Annotated in this window: 15 protein-coding genes; 6 read left to right on the top strand and 9 right to left on the bottom strand. The window is 65.9% G+C overall.

Translation table 11 applies throughout. The features are described 5' to 3' along the window. Position 1: 1 nt before the first annotated feature. The 4 genes from ABID97_RS05490 to ABID97_RS05475 all read right to left on the bottom strand — a co-directional run bounded on the left by ABID97_RS05490 (position 2) and on the right by ABID97_RS05475 (position 8,948). Positions 2-1,945 carry a PAS domain-containing hybrid sensor histidine kinase/response regulator gene (locus ABID97_RS05490; RefSeq protein ID WP_354397528.1) on the bottom strand — a complete coding sequence of 648 codons (1,944 nt, stop codon included), beginning with the start codon at positions 1,943-1,945 and terminating at the stop codon, positions 2-4. 135 nt (positions 1,946-2,080) lie between these two features. Next, positions 2,081-4,858, bottom strand: a complete 2,778-nt coding sequence (locus ABID97_RS05485; RefSeq protein WP_354397527.1) for a sensor domain-containing diguanylate cyclase — start codon at positions 4,856-4,858, stop codon at positions 2,081-2,083. 29 nt (positions 4,859-4,887) lie between these two features. Next, positions 4,888-7,860: a bifunctional diguanylate cyclase/phosphodiesterase gene (locus ABID97_RS05480; protein WP_354397526.1), complete on the bottom strand. Its 2,973-nt coding sequence runs from the start codon at positions 7,858-7,860 to the stop codon at positions 4,888-4,890. Beyond that, positions 7,857-8,948 (bottom strand): TRAP transporter substrate-binding protein, encoded by a 1,092-nt coding sequence (locus ABID97_RS05475; RefSeq protein ID WP_503012750.1) that lies wholly within the window; start codon positions 8,946-8,948, stop codon positions 7,857-7,859. The genes ABID97_RS05480 and ABID97_RS05475 overlap by 4 nt, the downstream gene beginning before the upstream one ends. 181 nt (positions 8,949-9,129) lie before the next feature. On the opposite strand from ABID97_RS05475, the gene ABID97_RS05470 reads away from it, so the two are divergent. Next, entirely contained in the window at positions 9,130-10,038 is a 909-nt protein-coding gene (locus ABID97_RS05470) for a LysR family transcriptional regulator (protein ID WP_354397524.1), read from the top strand. A 56-nt stretch (positions 10,039-10,094) separates the two neighbouring features. Here the strand turns inward: ABID97_RS05470 and ABID97_RS05465 are convergent, their stop codons facing one another. Further along, the gene (locus ABID97_RS05465) at positions 10,095-10,472 is read right to left on the bottom strand and encodes an HU family DNA-binding protein (protein WP_028258556.1); all 378 of its coding nucleotides are present in this window, start codon (positions 10,470-10,472) and stop codon (positions 10,095-10,097) included. A 156-nt stretch (positions 10,473-10,628) separates the two neighbouring features. Beyond that, the gene (locus tag ABID97_RS05460; protein WP_354397523.1) at positions 10,629-11,543 is read right to left on the bottom strand and encodes a LysR family transcriptional regulator; all 915 of its coding nucleotides are present in this window, start codon (positions 11,541-11,543) and stop codon (positions 10,629-10,631) included. Between the two features lie 176 nt (positions 11,544-11,719). On the opposite strand from ABID97_RS05460, the gene ABID97_RS05455 reads away from it, so the two are divergent. The 3 genes from ABID97_RS05455 to ABID97_RS05445 all read left to right on the top strand — a co-directional run bounded on the left by ABID97_RS05455 (position 11,720) and on the right by ABID97_RS05445 (position 14,611). Continuing rightward, on the top strand, positions 11,720-12,703 hold the full coding sequence (locus tag ABID97_RS05455) for a Bug family tripartite tricarboxylate transporter substrate binding protein (RefSeq protein WP_354397522.1): 984 nt from the start codon (positions 11,720-11,722) through the stop codon (positions 12,701-12,703). A 2-nt stretch (positions 12,704-12,705) separates the two neighbouring features. After that, positions 12,706-14,229, top strand: coding sequence for an amidase (locus ABID97_RS05450; RefSeq protein WP_354397521.1), 1,524 nt, complete (start codon positions 12,706-12,708; stop codon positions 14,227-14,229). 130 nt (positions 14,230-14,359) lie between these two features. Then, entirely contained in the window at positions 14,360-14,611 is a 252-nt protein-coding gene (locus ABID97_RS05445) for an ORF6N domain-containing protein (protein ID WP_354397520.1), read from the top strand. On the opposite strand, the gene ABID97_RS05440 is transcribed toward ABID97_RS05445, so the two are convergent. Continuing rightward, entirely contained in the window at positions 14,590-14,943 is a 354-nt protein-coding gene (locus tag ABID97_RS05440) for a hypothetical protein (protein ID WP_354397519.1), read from the bottom strand. The two genes, ABID97_RS05445 and ABID97_RS05440, sit on opposite strands and share 22 nt — an antisense overlap. A 117-nt stretch (positions 14,944-15,060) precedes the next feature. Continuing rightward, positions 15,061-15,363, bottom strand: a complete 303-nt coding sequence (locus ABID97_RS05435) for a hypothetical protein (protein WP_354397518.1) — start codon at positions 15,361-15,363, stop codon at positions 15,061-15,063. 361 nt (positions 15,364-15,724) lie between these two features. Between ABID97_RS05435 and ABID97_RS05430 the strand changes: the two genes are divergently transcribed. Together ABID97_RS05430 and ABID97_RS05425 are read left to right on the top strand one after the other, a co-directional pair. Next, positions 15,725-15,940 carry a hypothetical protein gene (locus ABID97_RS05430; protein ID WP_354397517.1) on the top strand — a complete coding sequence of 72 codons (216 nt, stop codon included), beginning with the start codon at positions 15,725-15,727 and terminating at the stop codon, positions 15,938-15,940. Between the two features lie 108 nt (positions 15,941-16,048). Beyond that, on the top strand, positions 16,049-17,152 hold the full coding sequence (locus ABID97_RS05425) for an SMP-30/gluconolactonase/LRE family protein (protein WP_354397516.1): 1,104 nt from the start codon (positions 16,049-16,051) through the stop codon (positions 17,150-17,152). Positions 17,153-17,175: 23 nt separating this feature from the next. Here the strand turns inward: ABID97_RS05425 and ABID97_RS05420 are convergent, their stop codons facing one another. After that, complete coding sequence (locus tag ABID97_RS05420; RefSeq protein ID WP_354397515.1) at positions 17,176-18,126, bottom strand: IS481 family transposase; 951 nt, start codon at positions 18,124-18,126, stop codon at positions 17,176-17,178. Positions 18,127-18,174: the final 48 nt, after the last annotated feature.

Here is an 18,174-nt window from a genome sequence, read left to right as displayed (position 1 = left end):
TTCAGGCCGCCCTGGAACGCGGCGCCGGCTCCAGCAGGCGTTCGAGCAAGGCCGTGAGCTTGTCGACATCGACCGGCTTGGTCAGATGGGCGCGGAAGCCGGCCTCCAGGCTGGTGTCCCGGTCGCTGGCCTGGCCATAGCCGGTCACGGCAATCAGCGGCGGCGGGTTGATCATCTCGGCCCGCAGGCGCCTGGCCACGTCATGGCCGCTCAGGTCCGGCAGCCCGATGTCCAGCAGCACCACGTCGGGGTCCTGCGCCTTGACCGCCTCGATGGCCGCGAGTCCGCCATGCGCAACGCTGGGCCTGTAGCCCAGCGCCTCCAGCAGCAGCGCCATGGTCTCGGCGGCATCCGTGTTGTCGTCCACCACCAGCACACGCTGCTCGCCCGCGGGCCGGGGCTGCACCTCGAGCGTGGTCGACGGCGCCTGGATGGCGGGAAACTGAACGAGGAATTCGCTGCCTTCGCCAGCCCTTCCGGTGCTGAAGGCGCTCACGCGCCCGTCGTGCAGCGTCGTCAGCTGCTGCACGAGGCTGAGTCCCAGGCCCAGCCCGCCCTGCGTCCTGGCCACGTTCTGCTCGCCCTGCACGAACAGGTCGAAGATGCGCTGCAGATCCTTCGGGGCGATGCCGGGGCCATCGTCGCGCACGCTGATGTCGGCGTCGGTGGCGGTCGCCGCGAGCGACACCCAGATGTTGCCGCCGTTGTGGGTGAACTTGGCCGCGTTGTGGATCAGGTTGCTGACGACCTGGATGACGCGCGCGCTGTCGCCGGCCACCCAGGGGTCGGCGTCGCCGATGCCCAGGTGCAGTGCCTGCGACTTGCTTTCGATCAACGGGCGCACCGCCTCGATGGCCTGCGCGATCGCGTCGCGCAGGCGCACCGGCTTGCTTTCGAGGTGGATCTTGCCGCTGGTGATGCGGCCCACGTCGAGCAGGTCGTCGACCAGCCGCGTCATCTGCCGCAGCTGGCGGCCGATGATGTCGCGGGTGTGCGCAACCACGGGCGAATCCGTTTTTTCGCGCTTGAGGAGCTCGAGCGCATTCGAGATCGGTGCCAGCGGGTTGCGCAGTTCATGCCCGAGCATCGCAAGGAAGTTGGTCACCCGGCGGCCCTCGTCCTCGAGTGCCGTCACGCGGCGGCGCTCGGTCAGGTCGCGCGTGACCTTGGCGAAGCCGCGGTGCTTGCCGGTGGCGTCGTGCAGGGCTGTGATCACCACGCTGGCCCAGAAGCGGCTGCCGTCCTTGCGGATGCGCCAGCCTTCGTCCTCGAAGCGGCCGTCGCGCAGCGCGTTGCGCAGCTCCTCTTCGGGCCAGCCGCTGGCGGCCACGTCGGCCGGATAGAACTTGGAGAAGTGCTGGCCGATGATCTCCGAAGCCTCGTAGCCCTTGTTCTTCTGCGCCCCGAGATTCCAGCTCACGATGTGGCCGCCGGGGTCGAGCATGAAGATCGCGTAGTCCTTCACGCCCTCGACCAGGAGCCGGAACCGCTCCTCGCTCATGCGCAGCATCTCGTCCTGGCGGCGCCGTTCGCTGAGGTCCCGCGTGATCATCGAATAGCCCCGGAGCTCTCCGCCCGCGCCGGTCATCCGGGTGATGACCACGCTCGCCCAGAAGCGCGTGCCGTCCTTGCGCAGGCGCCAATCTTCTTCTTCCACGCGAACCGCCTCGCGCGCGGTTGCAAGGGCGAGGTCCGGCCGGTTCTGCTCCAGCAGTTCGCTCGGGTAGAGCAGCGAGAAATGGCGCCCGAGCACCTCGGGGCCCTCGTAGCCATGGAGTTTCCGTGCGCCCTCGTTCCAGCTGACGAAGATGCCGCTGGGGTCCAGTACGGTGATGGCGTAATCGGTGACTGCGTCGACCATCAGCCGGTAATCGGCGTCGGCCAGGGTGCGTTGGTTGAGGGGTGCACTCGCACCCCCGCGTTCCGCACCGCCGTGTTCTGCCATTGCTCTTTACCCTTCCAGTGGCCGCGCCTCGTGCCGCGGCATGCGGCCTCCCGCCTTTGAATTTAGGGCAGCACGCACTACTTTCCGCGTAGGACAAGGCCGAGACCGCGCCGCGCGCACGGCGCTTTCGAAGGCTCAGGCGCCGTAGGGCTCCTGGCGCGGCCACGCGGCCGTGGCGAGCCTGGCCTCGGCCCTGGGCGCCGCCATCATGAATCGGTTCTTGCCCTCTTTCTTGGCCGCGTACAGCGCGGTGTCCGCACGCAGCAGCAAGGAAGAAAACTCCTCGCCCTCTTCCGACAGCGCGACGCCGATGCTGGTGGTCGCGTGCAGGCTGCGGTGGGGCAGCTCGAACGCCGGCTGCATGGCAGCCAGCACCTTGCCCGCGACCACCTGCGCGTCGGCCGCCCCGGCCACGCCCTCGAGAAGAATCACGAACTCGTCACCGGCGTAGCGTGCCGCCATGTCGGTGTCGCGCACGCTCAGCCGCAGCCGGCGGCCGAATTCCTTCAGCACCGCATCGCCCGCCGCATGGCCCAGCGAGTCGTTGATGGTCTTGAAGTAGTCGATGTCCAGGAACAGCAGGCAGACCGGAAGACCCGACCGCCGCGACCTTGCCATGGCGTCGCGCGCATGCTCTTCGAACGAGCGGCGATTCGGCAGGCCCGTGAGGGCGTCCTCCCGCGCAAGAACGTCCAGCTGCAGCTGCTTCTGCTTCAGCTCGCTGACGTCGTTTGCGAGCACGTACAAGCCGACGACCTCGCCCTCGGCATTCTTCTGCGGCAGGTAGGTCGTCTGCAGGGTTCGCTCGCCGATCAGCAGCCGCGCGGTCTGCTCGAACGACACCACCTCGCCGGCGAAGGCGCGCGCCAGCAGCGGCTTGCGCATCGCGTAGTGCGCCTCGCCGATCACCTCCCGGATCGGCTGGTTCATCATCGAATCGGGCGATATGCCGAGCCAGGTCTGGTACCTGCCGTTGCAGAAGACCACCCTCTCCTCGCGGTCGAGCTCCGTCATGAGCGCCGGCACGTTGTCGGTGAGCCCGCGCAGGCGGCGCTCGCTGTCGGCACTGCGCATCTGGGCCTGCTTGCGCTCGGTGACGTCGAAGGTCATGGCATAGAAGCCCCGCAACTTGCCGTCTGCATTCACGTCGGGGATGTAGTGCGACTGGTGCCACTTGTGCCCGATGCCGCGCGTGGGGTCGCCCTTTTTCTCGAAGGTGACCGTTTCACCCGCAAGGACGCGCCGCACGTAGGGCTCCACCGCCTCGAAGTCCTCGACCCCGCGCACCTCGGGCAGCCGCTTGCCCACCAGCTCGACACCATCGAACAGCGCACGCAGATGCTCGTTCACAAAGGTGAAGCGCAGCGACGCATCCACGTGCGACACCAGCGCCGGAAGGTTGTCGGTGATGGTGCGGACGCGGGCCTCGCCCAGGGAACGCTCGCGCTCGGCCACCTTCTGCCGCGTGATGTCGAAAGTCATCACGTAGAAGCCCGCCAGGTCGCCGTGGTCGCGAAGATCGGGCACCAGATGGCATTCGAAGAAGCCTTCCTTGCCGTTGCGGTCGTACATGCCTTCGGCGCGCGACGGCGTACCTGCAAGCACCTTGTCGATGTGCGGAACCAGCTGCCGGTAGACCGCATCTGGCAACGACTCCTGCATGGTCATGCGCCCGATGTCGTCACGCGTCCTGCCTCGCATGCCGAGCCCTGCCTTGTTGGCAAACAGGCAGCGCTGCTGGCTGTCGAAGTAGGCCACGACCGCCGGCAGGTTGTCGGTCACGTCGCGCAGGAATCGCTCGCTGGCCTGCACCCGCTCCTGCGATGCCTCGCGCTCCTGCATCAGCGAATCGAAGGTGCGCGCCAGTTCACCGACCTCGTCCCGCGAAGGCGCTTCCTTCATCGGCGAATAGGCCGCGTCGGCGCGCGACACCTGCATGTGCTCGCGCAGCCGCGACAAGGGCGCGAGCTGCGTGCGCGCGGTCATGAAGGCGAGCGCGCCGGCCAGCAGCACCAGCAGCACTGCGCCCGCCCACGCGAAGCGCTCGATCCGGCCGATGTGCGCAAAGGCCTCGTCGCGCGGATACATGGCGCCCAGCACCCAGTTGGTCTGGCGGATCGGCTTGAAGGCATAGAGGCCGTGCACGCCGTTGCGGTCGACGGCTTCGGTGGTGCCCTCGTCGCCCGAAATGGCGCGCGCCGTGGCGGCATTGCGCACGCCGTCCGCCTCCACGTGCTGGAGCAGCCTGGACTTGTCGGGATGGTCGATGACGATGCCGTCGGTGTTCGTGATGAACATGTACCCGGTCTTGCCGAATTTCACCCGGGCAAGTTCACCGAGGAAGTTCTGTTCACTGAGGTTGATCGACGCGGAGATGACATAGGCCACGTTGCCCTGCCGGTCCAGCACCGGTTCAGTCACGGCGACCTGCGCCAGGCCGTTGAGGCGGTTGCGGTAAGGCGCGGAGATGACGCCGGTCTTGGCCGCCATCGTGCGCTGGAAATATTCGCGGTCCTTGACGTTCACGCGGCCGATCTGGTGCGCGCCGTTCAGGTTGGCGACCAGCTTGCCGTCCGTGTCCACGAAGGCCACGTTGTCGAAGGCCTCCTTGAGCGACGGGTGCTGCATGAGGAGCCCCTGCAGTGCATCGACGCCGGTGATACCGTGGCTCTCGATGCTGTCGCCGAAAGTCTTGAGCAGGGTGCGCCGGCTCAGGAACTTCTGGTCCACCGCGTCGGCAATGGCCGATATGCGTTCGAGCTGCTCGACGGCGATGGCCGCCTGCATGCTGCGCTTGATGAAGGAGAGCGCTGCGGCGGTCACCCCGAAGGTCGTGAGAAAAACGATCGCGACCACACCTGCCGACAAGCGGGCCCGAAGGCTGAAGCGCGGCAAGCCGGAAGGAAAGCGCATCGTGTGGACCCTTGCAGCGCGGCCGGCGCTCAGTCGGCCATCGCGACGTCCAGCTGGGCCTCGAACTGATCGATCGGCACGGGCCTGCTGAACAGGTAACCCTGGCACAGCATGGCACCGTGCGCCTGGAGAAACTCGAACTGCTGCTGCGTTTCGACGCCCTCCGCCACGATCTCGAGGTCCAGGTTGCGGGCCATGCCGATGATGGCCTGGATGATCAGCTCGACCTTCGGATCGACGCCGATGTTCTGCACGAAGAACTTGTCGACCTTGATCTGGTTCAACGGCAGCTGCGTCATGTAGGAGAGCGACGAATAGCCGGTGCCGAAGTCGTCCATGGAAAAGTGGATGCCCTTGGCCGCGAGCGACTGCATCTTGCCGATGGTCTCGGTCACCTTGTCCTGCAGCAGGCTCTCGGTGAGCTCCAGCTTCAGCCTCGTGGGGTCGGCGCCGGTCCTGCGGATCACATCGAAGACGCGCTCCGCAAAATCGTCGGTGCGGAACTGGCGCGCGCTGACATTGACCGCCAGCTGCAGGTGCCGGCGCCTCGGGTCGTGGCTCCAGCGCTCCAGTTGCACGCAAGCGGTTTCCAGCACCCACATGCCGATCGGCACGATCAGCCCGGTTTCCTCGGCCAGCTCGATGAACCCGCCGGGCTGCACCATGCCCTTGACCGGATGGTGCCAGCGGATGAGGACCTCGGCGCCAACGATGTGGCCTTCCGACGTGACCTGGCTCTGGTAATGCAGGACGAACTGCCCGCCCTCCAGCGCCGCGTGCATCTCGCTCTCCAGCGTGGCGCGCGCCGTGATGGCTGTCTGCATGGCGGCCTCGAAGAACCGCAGCGCGTTGCCTCCCGCAGACTTGGCGTAGTACATCGCGATGTCTGCCTGCTTCAGCAGGTCTTCCAGCGACTGGTGCGTGGCGGCGAAGACCACCGCGCCAATGCTGCAGGTGCTGTGGTACTGGTGGTTGTCGAGCTGGAATGCCTGGTTCAGCCCCGCGAGGATCGCCTCGCCGCTGGCGTTGGTCTGCATCGCGGCAACGGCCGGATCCTCGCCGAGGTTCTCCAGCAGCACGACGAATTCATCGCCGCCCAGCCGCGCGACGGTGCTGCCTTCGCCCAGGCTGGCCTGGAGCCGAACCGCGACCTGCTTCAACAGTTCATCGCCCACGGCATGGCCCAGCGCATCGTTGAGCGTCTTGAAGTCGTCCAGGTCCAGAAACAGCAAGGCCCCGTGGCGCGAGCGCCGGATGTTGGCGTCGATGCTGGCCTGCAGCCGATGCAGCAGCAGCCGGCGATTGGGCAGGCCCGTGAGAATGTCGTAGAAAGCCAGGTGCTCGATCTCGCGCGCCGCGAGCTTGCTGTCCGTGATGTTGCGGAGGATGACGATGAACCGTGCGTCGGCACCTTCGCCAAGCGCCTTGCGCGAGACCGAGATCTCGAACCAGAGCGCGCCCTTGGGCCCCCGGCTCTCGAACTGCCTGCCGGACGAAAATCCGAACTCGAAGGCATCGCGCAGCGCCACCATCACCTCGGCAGCGGCCGCGGCCGGCAACAGCTCGGACATCAGCTTGCCCACCGGTTCCCGCACCTTGAGGGACGACCGGGGCCGGCGCGGCGAATGGAAGCTGTGGCAGCGTCCATCGATGCCGGCCTCGAGCAGCACGTCGGGCAGCGCGTCGAGCGTGGCCTGCAGCTGTGCCTTGCCTTCGAGGATGTCCGCGAGATGGCGCCGCTTTTCGGTGACGTCACGGTAGACGCACACCAGCCCGCCATCGGGCGTGGGGCTCTTCACGGCAAGAATCACCTGCCCGTTCGGCAGGGTGAGCTCCTGCTCGTTCTGCGCGTGCAGGTGGCGCACGTTCTGGTCGTCGATCTGCTGGAACGTGGCGCTTGGCGACAGCAGTGTCTCGGTCCAGGGAAAGTAGTCGACGAAGCGGCGGTTCCACGTGACGATGCGGCCTTCGGGGTCGAGCAGCACGAAACCGTCGGCCATGGATTCGAGGGCCTGGTCCAGCGTGGCCTTGGAACGAAGCAGGTCGCCCCGGGCTCGCCATTGCCGCCGCAATTGCAGGTGGGCGAAGTAGCTGATGGCCAGGATCATCAGGGTGAAGGCCAGCGCCGTACCCAGGATCAGGTCGCGCTCCCGGCGCCAGTCTTCCAGCGCGACCTCGAGCGGGATGCTCGCGACGATCAGCAGGTTGCGGTAGAGCGTCGGGCGGGCCACCACGATGGCGGGCGTGCCGCTGAGCCGCGCAGCCATGCGCCGCGGGTGCCCGTCGCCGATCTGGTCGGTGACCGGCGGCTGGATGATCCGCCCGGCCAGGTCATCGCGCGGTGGCGTGCTGGCCAGCAGCGGCCCGGCGTCGCGCTCCAGCGTGACCTCGAGCCCCTTCACGCTGGCGCCCTGCGCAAGGATGGTGGTAAGCATCGACACCTGCACTTCGGCCACCGCCACGAGCCTGCTGCCGTCCGAGAGCCGCAGCACGCGGCCGAAGTACAGCACCTGCTGCGACGTCGCCAGGCTGACTGAAGGCGCGCTGATCGCCAGCACAGACCCCTGCCGGCCCAGGAGCTCCTTGAGGAAGCCCTCGGGCAGCTGCACGGCGAGCCGGGCTCCCCGGCGGTCGGACGATGCGACGACGTTGCCTTCGGTGTCCAGGAAGGCGAGGTAGCGCACCAGCAGGCTCTGGCGCACGATGGTCTCCATCAGCTGCGCGTTGTCGGGCTGGGCAATGTCTTGCGCAACACTGGACTCAGTGGACTTGCGCAGGAACTGCCCCATGCCCGCAAGCAGCATGTCCACGCCCAGCAGGCCACGGTTGAGCGCGGCCTCGGAAGCGCCGACGAAGCGCCTGGCCTCGCCTTCGCTCTCGGCAATGGCCTTCTCGTGGGTCTGCCACATCGTCAGGGCGGCGATCGAAAGAACGGCGCCGAGGAACAGCGCCGCAACCCCATAGACGAAGGCGGTGATGCGGCGGGGCAGTGGCTTGTTCACTGGCCGACGGGTGCCTTGATGCCCACCACGGGTCCCGCGGTCTGGTCCCAGACCTCCGCGCACACCGCACCGCACCGTTGCACCCACCGTGTCAATACGCTGGTGGCGAAGATGTCGCGCCGGCGGCGTTCGTCATCCGCCGAAGGGCGTGCCTCCACCATGGTGCCCTTGGTGCCCTTCACGCACGTTGCGGCGCCGGTGTTGCATGCAATGCCGTTGCCGGTGTCGCGCTCCGATTCGGCCCACACCGCGGCCTCCAGCTTGGGAAGCTCGGCTTTGAGCAGGACTTTCAGATCGGGCGGAAGCGCATTCCATGCGTCGGTGTTGGCGCCGAACACGGCGATGCCCCAGCTGATGGGCATGGTGTAGATCGAAGTGGTGATCTTGTGCAGCCCCAGCGCATTGCCGGACATCGCGCCGGTGATCGCGCATGTGGTGTTTTCCGAGTTCATGTTGGCGACGAGCTCGGCGAATTCGGTGAACACCGGCACCCCCTTGAGAGCCCGGACAAAGTCGGCCTGGGTGCTGCCGGAGACGCGGATGCGCCGCCCTGCCAGGTCCGACAGCTGCTTGACCGGCTGCTTGCAGAAAATGACCTGGGCCGGATAGACATAGACCGCGAGAACCTCGACGTTGTGGCGCTCGCGCAATGTTTTTTCCAGATAGGGCCTGAAGGCGGCGATCACGCGGCGCAGGGTGGGCATGTCCGGGTTCAGGCCCGCGATGTCGGGGGTACCCAGCTCGGGGTACTCGTTGCTGACCTGGGTGAGGAGCGCCGTGCCGAAGGGAATGACGCCCAGCCGCATGAGGTTGAGCATTTCCGGCCCGGGCACGCCGGCCTGGTTGAACGGGACAATGCTCGCGCTGTACTTGCCCTGGCTCAGGCGGGCGAGGTCCTTGCTCCAGAAGGGCTCCTCTTGAAGCGTGTACTGGCTTACGGTGGCCAGGCCGCCGACGATCCGAAGCCGTTGCACAGGCGCGGACTGCTGCGCCTCGCTGTTCGCCGCCGCGAAAGCCAGGAAAAAAGCGGCAACCTGCGCCATCCGGAGGACGCGTTGCCAAGCGGAAGATGCTTCGCCGGACTTCATTGCCCGGATCATGATGCCGAATTGCGCTTCAAGTCACAAATTTTTTACACAAGGCGCGGTTTCCATCACGACGTGCGCGGATGCGGCGAGGCCCCGTTGCGTGCAAGGCACAGGAATACCATGCAACTGGCGGGAACGGATTTTCCGGAACCGCGGACCATTTCATCCCCATTCCAGACCGATGCCTGCGCCCGACCTGTCCAGCCGCCAACTGCGCGCGTTCACCACCCTGGCCGAGCAGCGCAATTTCACGCGGGCGGCGCAGGCCTGCCACCTCTCGCAGCCCGCGTTCAGCGCCCTGATCCGCACGCTGGAAGAGACGCTCGGCGCACGCCTCTTTGACCGCGACACCCGCAGCGTGCAACTCACGCCCGAAGGCCGGCTGTTCGAGCCCCTGGCGCGGCGCCTGCTCGACGACATGCAAGGTGCCATCGGCGACCTGGCCGACCACGCGCAGCGGCGCAAGGGCCGCGTGAGCGTGGCAGCGCTGCCCTCGCTCGCGGCCGGCTGGCTGCCGGCGATCCTGGCGGAATTCATGCAGGCCTGGCCCGGCATCACGGTCGAGCTGCACGATGCGCTGTCGGACGCCTGCATTGCCCAGCTGCGCAGCCACCAGGCGGACTTTGCGCTGGCGGCCACGGGTGCCGGCGCCGCCGCCGCCAGCGACCTGCGCGGACGCAAGCTCTGCGACGACCGCTTTCACCTGGTGTGCCGCAAGGACCATCCGCTGGCCGCGGTGGCCCGCCTCACGGCCAAGCAGCTCGCACCCTGGCCCTTCGTGCAGATGGCGCGCAACAGCAGCGTGCGCCAGTCGCTCGACGCGGCACTGCATCCGCTGCGGCTCAACGCGGTGTTCGAGGTCGAGCACCTGGCCACGGTGATGGGCCTGGTGGAAGCGGGTATCGGTATCAGCGTGGTGCCGGAGCTCACGCTCTTTCACTTCAGGCGCGAGAGCCTGGTCACGCGGCCACTGCCGCTGCCGGGCCTGACGCGGACCATCTACCTGGTGCAGCGGCGCGAGGGGAGCCTCTCGGTGGCGGCCCAGACGCTGCACGACCTGATCCTCGCGCGGCTGGGGACGCTCGGCTGAACCAGGCCCCAAAAGAAGAACGGCCCCGAAGGGCCGTCGTTGCGCGCAGGCGCGGATTACTTCTTGGCCTTCTTTGCAGGAGCGGCGGCCTTCTTGGCCGGTGCGGCCTTCTTGGCGACCGGCTTGGCGGCAGCCTTGTCGGCCTTGCGCTTTGCAGCCTTGGGGTCGATGGCGGCCTTGAAGGCGGCGCCCGGCACGAACTTGGGCACCTTTTGCGCGGCGATCTTGATCTTGGCGCCGGCTTGCGGGTTGAAGCCGGTGCGCGCGGCGCGAGCCACTTGCTTGAAGGTGCCGAAGCCGATGAGCTGGACGGGGTCGCCCTTCTTCACGGCGGCGATGATGGAGCCGGTGACGGTCTCCAGGATGCGTGCGGCTTCAGCCTTGCTGACGGTGTGGGCGGTGGCGATCTTTTCGACCAGTTCGATACGGTTCACTTGAAAATTTCCTTTGGATTGTTCTCGTCATGTTGCCAATGACGGCGCAGCGGCTGAGGCCCGCTGCAAGCGGCGCGGAGTGTAGCGCACGCGGCGCTCCCGCCATTCACAGGGCTCCTTTGAAGGCCGCGCCAGGCAGCTTGCATCGCGTGCTTTTCAGGCCGCTTCCTTGATCGCATCGGTCAGGAAACGCACGAAGGCTTTGCCCGCATCGGGCAGCGAACGGCCCGCGAGCGTCTCGACCTCCAGGTGGCGCTCGTTCATTTCCCGGTCCTTCAACGGTATGGCGACCAGCGCCTTGGACGCGAGCTGCGTGCGGATCGACAGTTCGCCGTAGAAGGCAATGCTGCCGCCACCCGCCGCCGCAAAGCTCACCAGCGCATTCGCATGATTGCTGGACAGGGCCTGCACGTAGTGCAGCCCTTGCCGGCCGCAGCTGATGTCCAGCAGTTGCCTGATGGAGCTGTCCTGCGGCGGCAACCCCAGCGGATAGCCCACCACTTGCCGCAGCGAGAGCTGCCGCGATGCCGCCAGTGGATGGTCATTGGCCATCACCGCGAGGATCGGGCTCGGGTGCCGCAGCTCGATCTTGATGCCCGGCTCGGGCAACGCGCTCAAGGTGATGCCGACGTCCGCCTCGCCGTCGCGGATGCGGCCCGGGATGTCGCTCGGCGAGCAGACCTCCAGATGAAAGCGGATGCCTTCGTGCCGGCCGCGAAAGCGCGAGATCAGCGTGGGAAGGAAGTCGAACGCGAAGCCCTCCGTGCTGGCCACCCGCACCCGCCCGCTGCGCAGGCCGCGCAGGCCCTCGATGTCGCCGGCGACGCGCTCGATGTCCTGCTGCACCCGCTTGGCGTGCGCGGCCAGCAGCTCGCCCGCGGCGTTGGGCACCATGCCGCGCGCATGCCGCTCGAACAGCAGCGTGTCGAGCTCGCGCTCCAGGCGCGCCACCTGCCGGCTCACCGCGGAAGGCGCCACGTTGAGCTTGGTTGCCGCCTCCTTCACCGAGCCGGTTCGCACGACCTCGAGAAAGTACCGGACCGCAGTCTCCTGGAGTGCATGAAGCGACATCGATTCTCCTTGCGGCCTGCTGCAAACCGCCATGTCTCGATTGCCGAAACGGCAATCCACAATTCTAAACATTGCGCTTGTGGCAGCCCGCTGCGGCTCCTAGGATGAGACTGCCTTCCACGTTTCGCGCTTCCGCAGCTTTTGCGCAGTTTCCCCGTCCCCCAGGAGAACTCTTCATGAAACGCCTCCCCGCTATCGCCAGCTTCGTGCTGGTGTCCTGCCTCGGCCTGCTGTCCCTGGCAGCGGCTGCCGCGGAAACCGGCTTTCCCACGCGGCCGGTCACGCTGGTGATTCCCTTTCCACCCGGCGGCGCCACGGATGTGAACGGGCGCGTGATCGCCCAGCGCCTGGGCAAGGAACTCGGCCAGCCCGTGATCATCGAGAACCGCGCCGGGGCCGGCACGGTCATTGGCGCAAGCTATGTGTCCAAGGCCGCGCCGGATGGCTACACGCTGCTGGTGAGCTCGGGCACCACGTTCACCGTCAACCCCGCCATTCGCCCCAACCTGCCCTACGACCCGGTCAAGGGCTTCGAGCCGATCGGCATCGTGGGGCGTACCGGGCTCATCCTGCTCGCGAACAGCGAAGTGCCCGTGAAGACCGTGAAGCAGTTCGTCGAATACGTGAAGGCCTCGCCCGGCAAGTATTCATATGGCTCCTTCGGCACCGGCACCACCTCGCAGTTTGCTGGCGAAACCATCCTTCAAGCTGCGGGCCTCAAGATGACGCACGTTCCCTACAAGGGCAGCGCCCCGGCCATGACCGACCTGATGGGCGGCCAGATCCCGTTCACCATCGACACCGTGAGCGCCGCCATTCCCCAGCTCAAGAGCGGCAAGATCAAGGCCATTGCAGTGACCACGGCCAAGCGCTCCAGCCTGCTGCCCGACGTGCCCACCATGGCCGAGAGCGGCTACCCCGGCATCGACATGGACACCTGGCTCGTGGTGGCGGGACCGAAGGGCCTGCCGGCCGACGTGAAGGCCAGGCTCGAGAAAGCGCTGGCCGCCACCATCGCCGACGCCGACACCCGCGCCAAGCTGACCGCGCAGGGCCTGGAGCCGGCCTACAGCAATGCAGCCGCCGTGAGCGAACTGATCAGCAAGGAACTGCCCTTGATGCGCGCCATTGCCGCCCGCGCCAACATTACCGCTGACTAGGCATGAGCACTCCCACCGGACTGATCGAAAAATCCGCGGTCGAACTGCGCCGCCTCATCGGCAGCAAGGCCGTCTCGCCGGTCGACCTGCTGGAAGCCTGCATCGCGCAGATCGAGCGGGTGAACCCGTTCGTGAATGCCGTGACCGCGACCTGCTTCGATCGCGCCCGCACAGAGGCCAAGGCGGCCGAAGCGGCCGTCATGCGCGGCGAGACGCTGGGGCTCTTGCACGGCCTGCCGCTCGGCGTGAAAGACCTCGAACCCACCGAAGGCCTGCTCACCACCTGGGGCTCCGCCATCTTCCGCGACCATGTGCCGCAGGAAGACATCGAACTGGTGGCCCGCCTGCGCCGGGCCGGCGCCATCGTGGCGGGCAAGACCAACGTGCCCGAGATGGGCGCCGGCGCCAATTCGCGCAACGAGGTGTGGGGCGCCACCGGCAACCCATTCAACCCGAACCTCAATGCCGGCGGCTCCTCGGGCGGCTCGGCTGCCGCGCTGGCGTGCGACATGCTGCCCGTGTGCACCGGCTCGGACACCGGCGGCTCGCTGCGCATTCCGGCCGCCAAGTGCGGCGTGGTGGGCTTCAGGCCTTCGCCTGGCATCGTGCCCAGCGTGCGCAAGCTGCTGGGCTGGACGCCCATCTCCGTGGTCGGCCCCATGGGTCGCACCGTGGAAGACGCGTGCCTGCAGATGGCGGCATCCGCGGGCATGCACGCGGGCGATCCGCTGAGCTACCCGCTGGACCCGTTGTCCTTTTTGAAACCGGCCGACCTCGACCTGAACAAGCTGCGCGTGGCATGGACCGAAGACTTCGGCATCTGCGCCGTGGACGAGGGCATACGCGCCACCATGCGCAGCAAGATGGCCGCCATGCGGCACCTGTTCAAGCGCTGCGACCCGATCCAGCTCGACCTGGGCGAGGCGCACCGCTGCTTCGACGTGCTGCGCGCCGAAGCCTTCGTGGCCGGTATGCACGCGGCCTACCAGAAAGACCCGGCCAGCCTGGGGCCCAACTCGCGCGCCAATTACGAGATGGGCGCGCAGATGAGCCTGCTCGACAGCGCCTGGGCCCAGGCCGAGCAGACGCGCCTCATCAAGCGCTTTCAATCGGCCTTTGCCGACTACGACCTGATTCTTTCGCCCACCACGCCCGTCTCTCCGTTTCCGTGGACGCAGCTCTATGCGGACACCATCAACGGCGAGAAGCAGGAGAACTACTACCGCTGGCTCGCGCTCACCTACGTCGTCACGCTCACCACGCATCCCGCGCTGACACTGCCTTGCGGCACCGACCAGGCAGGCATGCCCTTCGGCCTGCAGATCGTCGGCGGGTTCCGGGCCGACCACCAGGTGCTGGCGGCGGCGCATGCCATGGAGTTGGCGTTTGCCGCCGATGCGCAGCTGCGCCGCCCGCGGCCCGACCTCGCGTCGTTGCGCATGGCCGAACCTGCGCTCACATCCATCGTCAAGTCGCCGCCCGGCTCCGGCAGCGGCGCCGCGGCCGCCGCGACCTCCGCTGTCTGACAAGGCGAACCGCCGCGCGCAATGGCGCGGGGCTTGACCTTGACACCTTGCCAACCCGGAAACGGGGCGCCGCGCCCAGCATGGGCGATGAAACGTTCCATCCCTTCGACGCCGATCTGGCCGGTATGGCTTGCCGCTCAAGGCGCTGAACCAAGCGGTCAAGCGCAACGCGGGGCGCTTTCCGCCGGACTTCATGTTTCAGCTCGACACGGCCGAAAGGGCCGAGAAGGCCGAGGTGGTCACAAACTGTGGCCACCTCTCGCAGCCGAAGTTTTCCAGATCGCTGCCGTTTGCTTTCACGGAGTTCGTGGCGGCAGAGAGCACGGAATACAGAAAAGGCAAATTAATTGCCCCATTTGCTCAATGGCAAACATTTTCTTGAGCCCCCCTCCAACAATTCGCCGTCACCATCAAAACACAAGCAAGCCCAATTGCACCATCCTCAAATGCATCGACCTTACGAATAGAACCATTCTTTAACTCCAGAAAGAGCAAAGGACTTCCATCTTCTAACCACGCCTTCTTGCATCCGGAATATTTTCCGCCCACGTCGGGCGGATAAGAAAATATTTTCCCAGCGTGCGTCTCTCGAACTTCTGAGTCGAGCGGGGGAACGTTCAAGCGACAAGCATCAAGATTTTTTGAGATTTGCCCAGAGCACCCCCCGCAAAAGAAAGAAGCAAAGACCAATCCAGTTAGAGCGTTGTACTTCATACCGCAACGCCCCAGGCGCCCCAAGAATTTTTCGAAACTGCGGCAAAGTACCCCTGCCGCCTGGCTGGATGTACGTTTGATCGTTGTCCGTGATAGGGCAAAAACACGTCTCGCAACCTACTCGCCTCTTTCCACCACCGTTTTCAAGCCTTGAAACTCCATCGCTTCTTTGAAGTTTTGCATCATTTCGGCTTGCTTTTCTGGCGCAACCGCGCTGCCATCCCGCCAGCGCGCAAACGCTTCCGGGTCAATACTTATACAAGGCACCCCCCCATCGAGGCCGCTCTCCACATACAGCTCGACCACTTGGCCGCCCTCGCTGTACTCGGCATCGAAGCGGCCAGTATGTTGGACCTCAAAGCCGCGGTCACTGCGCACGCCTTGTTTGTTGAGCCAAGTAAACATATCAATTTGCTCCAAAGGTGTCATTCGTTCCAGCAAAGGCTCTGCGGCAAACGGCACCGCCCCCCGTGAATAGGTCCGACATCATCTTCAGCGCGAGATCTCCATGCATTGAACCTTCTCTCTTCAGTAAAAGCTTGGTGATAAGGATTTCGACCTGGCAGCAAGGCCCGATGGTCGAGGCGCTGCATCGAGTCCCTTGTTCCTCGCTCTTCACCCCTGTGCTCGACCAGCTGTTGCAGATTGTGAAGTTGTGCGAGAGCAATGAAAGTCAACAATAGTTAGCCGCCTCGAGATTCCGCGGGGATCGCGACATATTCCTCGGGAGCATCGAATTCCGCCTACAGACATCCCGCCCACTCTTGTGCAACTTGAGCGCATGACACACCCCATCGAACTCATCATCGAGGAGCCAGCCCTCGGTTCATATGTCTGGCGCCTGCTCGAAACGGATACCGACGGAGCGAACCCCAAAGTGCTTCGCGATGCCTTCGACGCAGCGGACACCTATGAAGGCGCGTTGGCAGCGGGACAGCGGGCGCTCCAGAGTGAAATTCGACGACGCGCTTCTTCGAGCCAGACCCAGGGCGCGTGAGCCGCGCGGCAGTGCACCCGGTGTCCTCCTGTACGTAAGATCGGCGCGGCCCCACGCCTGCGAGCACGGGCGAGCCGTCCCTTTCCATACGACACAGGAGATCCATCGATGCAGAACGGAAGCCGTCGCCGCCGCCAATTCCTGAAGACCGCCGCGGGCTCCGGATTGGCGGCCCTTGCGGGAGTGGCCGATGCGCAATCTTTCGAGTTCAGGCCGAACCAGCGCTACCCGGACCCGTCGGTGCTGATCCTCGATCCGAGCTTTGCCAAGTACCGCATCTACAGCAGCACCGTCGAGCAGGTGGGCACGGGCATGCGGTGGGCTGAAGGGCCGGTGTACTTTCCCGAGGGCGGCTACCTGCTGTGCAGCGACATTCCGAACAACCGGATCATGAAGTACGACGAGAAGACCGGCAGGTTCACGGTGCACAGGCAGAACGCCAACTTCGCCAACGGCAACACGCGCGACCGGCAGGGCCGGCTGGTCACCTGCGAGCACTCGGTCACGCGCCGCGTGGTGCGCACGGAGAAGGACGGCCGCATGACGGTGCTGGCCGACAGCTTCGAGGGGAAGAAGCTCAATGCTCCCAACGACGTGGTCGTGAGGTCGGACGACACGGTGTGGTTCACCGACCCGACCTTCGGCATCAACGGCGAGTGGGAAGGCTCGCGGGCCACGCCCGAACAGGCCACGACCAACGTCTACCGCATTGCCACCGACGGCAAGCTCACGGCGGTGATCACCGACCTCGTGAACCCGAACGGCCTCGCGTTCTCGCCCGACGAGAAGAAGCTGTACGTGGTCGAGTGGAAGGGAACGCCCCACCGCAGCATCTGGAGCTACGACGTTTCAGCCGACGGGGCGAGCGTGTCGAACAAGACCAAGCTGATTGACGCGGACGGTCCCGGCGCGCTCGATGGCTTTCGCGTGGACCGCGACGGCAACCTCTGGTGCGGCTGGGGCTTCAGCGGTGCATTCGCACCCGAGGCGACGGACATCGGCGGCGGCATGAAGGCCCACCTGCCGCTCGGAAAATCGGAGGACTTCGATGGCGTGAAGGTCTTCAATCCGCAAGGCAAGCCGATCGGCTTCATCCGTCTTCCGGAGCGCTGCGCGAATCTCGAGTTCGGCGGGCCGAAGCGCAACCGGCTCTACATGGCGAGCAGCCATTCGCTCTACGCGCTGTACGTGGAGGCGCACGGCGCGGTCTAGCGTCTGGACCGGCCGGTGCGTGGCTAGGTGTGAAGCGTCAAGAGGTTGTTTCTTGACGAGTTGATTCTGGAGATGGGCGCGACGCCGCCGATACCGCTGTGCGGGCGATGCCAGTTGTAGTGGTGCTGCCAGCTTGCCAGGGCATCGGTTCGATGGGCCGAGTTCTGGTAGGTCCAGCCGTAGGCCCACTCTCGCAGCGCGGACTGGATGAACCTCTCGGCCTTGCCATTGGTCTGCGGCCGGTAGGGGCGCGTGAAGCTGTGCTTGATGCCCAGTTCCGTGCAGGTTGCCCTGAACTCGCGCGAGCGAAACGCTGGGCCGTTGTCCGTGAGCAACCGCTTGACGATGATGCCCAGGCGGGCGTAATAGGCCACCGCATTGCGCAGGAACAGGACCGCCTGCGCTTGCTTCTCGTCCGGGTGCATGGCGGTGAACGCCAGCCTTGCATGGTCGTCGATGGCCACGAACAGCGTCTCCCAGCCTGCGCCGTCGACCGAGTCGCGCCGGTTTCCTGTGACACGGTGGCTGGGCCGCACGATGCGCCCGAGCTTCTTGGTGTCGATGTGCAGCAGATCGCCGGGCGCCTCGTGTTCATAGCGCACGACCGCTTCGACAGGCTCCAGATCGCTCAACCTGGACATGCCCGCTCGCGCCAGGACGCGACTGACCGTGGACTCCGAGACGCCCACGCTGCGTGCGATGCGAGCCTGCAGCATCCGGCGTTTGCGCAGCTCGACGATGAGCAAGGCCTTGCCCGCATCGATGGCCCTGGGCGAGCGCGTGGGCCTGGAGGACGCATCGGCCAACGCGGCTTCGCCCCCGGCCAGATAGCGACCGAGCCACTTCCTGGCCGTTGGCGCAGTGACGCCGTGTGCGGCTGCGGCTCGCACGGCATCCAGGCCTTCCAAGGTCATCTGTTTGACCATCTCGATTCGGCGGGCAAAGGTAAGTCGGGCATGCTTATGGGTGTTCATCCGGTTGGGCGTCCTGAGTGGATTGGGTGTTTGGCGACTTCCAGTCTC

The organism is Variovorax sp. OAS795, assembly GCF_040546685.1.
Classification (GTDB): Bacteria; Pseudomonadota; Gammaproteobacteria; order Burkholderiales; family Burkholderiaceae_C; genus Variovorax.
The sequence above is the reverse complement of the archived record's forward strand: the minus strand, read 5'-3'. Positions and strand labels throughout refer to the sequence as shown.

What these genes read in the sequence shown, in the direction of transcription:
- ABID97_RS05425 (WP_354397516.1), top strand. Translation starts at nt 16,049, where the DNA reads ATGCAGAACGGAAGCCGTCGCCGCCGCCAATTCCTGAAGACCGCCGCG.
- ABID97_RS05440 (WP_354397519.1), bottom strand. Translation starts at nt 14,943, where the DNA reads ATGAAGTACAACGCTCTAACTGGATTGGTCTTTGCTTCTTTCTTTTGC.
- ABID97_RS05485 (WP_354397527.1), bottom strand. Translation starts at nt 4,858, where the DNA reads ATGCGCTTTCCTTCCGGCTTGCCGCGCTTCAGCCTTCGGGCCCGCTTG.
- ABID97_RS05420 (WP_354397515.1), bottom strand. Translation starts at nt 18,126, where the DNA reads ATGAACACCCATAAGCATGCCCGACTTACCTTTGCCCGCCGAATCGAG.
- ABID97_RS05475 (WP_503012750.1), bottom strand. Translation starts at nt 8,948, where the DNA reads ATGAAGTCCGGCGAAGCATCTTCCGCTTGGCAACGCGTCCTCCGGATG.
- ABID97_RS05455 (WP_354397522.1), top strand. Translation starts at nt 11,720, where the DNA reads ATGAAACGCCTCCCCGCTATCGCCAGCTTCGTGCTGGTGTCCTGCCTC.
- ABID97_RS05470 (WP_354397524.1), top strand. Translation starts at nt 9,130, where the DNA reads ATGCCTGCGCCCGACCTGTCCAGCCGCCAACTGCGCGCGTTCACCACC.
- ABID97_RS05450 (WP_354397521.1), top strand. Translation starts at nt 12,706, where the DNA reads ATGAGCACTCCCACCGGACTGATCGAAAAATCCGCGGTCGAACTGCGC.
- ABID97_RS05460 (WP_354397523.1), bottom strand. Translation starts at nt 11,543, where the DNA reads ATGTCGCTTCATGCACTCCAGGAGACTGCGGTCCGGTACTTTCTCGAG.
- ABID97_RS05490 (WP_354397528.1), bottom strand. Translation starts at nt 1,945, where the DNA reads ATGGCAGAACACGGCGGTGCGGAACGCGGGGGTGCGAGTGCACCCCTC.
- ABID97_RS05430 (WP_354397517.1), top strand. Translation starts at nt 15,725, where the DNA reads ATGACACACCCCATCGAACTCATCATCGAGGAGCCAGCCCTCGGTTCA.